The 831-nt window shown below is 72.2% G+C and carries 1 pseudogene; it reads left to right on the top strand.

From position 1 onward, the window contains the following. Positions 1-831: pseudogene (locus C2142_RS39655) on the top strand (sigma-70 factor domain-containing protein); the annotation flags it as partial.

Genomic DNA, 831 nt, shown 5'->3' with positions numbered 1-831 from the left:
CCCAGGGGCAGATCGCCGGTGACGACGTGCGCCAGGCGTTCGAGGCGGACCAGATCCCGGTCACCAAGTGGAAGAACGTCATGCGCAGCCTCAACCAGGTGCTGATTGAGGAGGGGGTGGATCTCATGGTCAGCGCGGCCGAACCGGCCGGCGCCAAGCGCAAGAGCGTCGCTGCCAAGAGCCCCACCAAGCGCACCGCCACCAAGGCGGTCACCACCCGGAACCCGGCTGCCCCCGCGGCCCCGACCAAGCCGCCCGTGCGGATCGCGCCCGGTGCCCCCGTCGCCGCCCCGGCGGTCGTGGCCGCCGCGGCCTCGGTCGGCACGGTGTCCGCCGACATCACTGCCGCGGGGACGACCACGGTCGTCACCGAGGCGAAGGCGGCCGTGGCGAAGAAGGCGGCCCCCGCCAAGAAGGCCGCGGCCAAGAAGGCCGCCGCCCCTGCCAAGAAGACCGCCGCCAAGAAGACCGCCTCCGGCAAGGCGGGCAAGGGCGACGAGGAGCTCATCGGCGAGGAGGAGCTACTCGAGGACGCCGCCCTGCCCGGCGACAAGGCGAGCGAGGAGGCCGAGCCCGAGGAGGAGTCGCAGGGCTTCGTGCTCTCCGACGACGACGAGGACGACGCCCCGGCCCAGCAGGTCGCCGTCGCCGGTGCCACCGCGGACCCGGTCAAGGACTACCTGAAGCAGATCGGCAAGGTCCCGCTGCTCAACGCCGAGCAGGAGGTCGAGCTCGCCAAGCGCATCGAGGCCGGCCTGTTCGCCGAGGACAAGCTCTCGGCCGCCGACAAGCTGGCCCCCAAGCTCAAGCGCGAGCTGGAGATCCGAGGAC

The sequence above is a fragment of the Streptomyces sp. CB01881 genome (genome assembly GCF_002953255.1).
Lineage (GTDB): Bacteria > Actinomycetota > Actinomycetes > Streptomycetales > Streptomycetaceae > Kitasatospora.
This window is presented reverse-complemented; position numbering and strand designations above follow the sequence as displayed.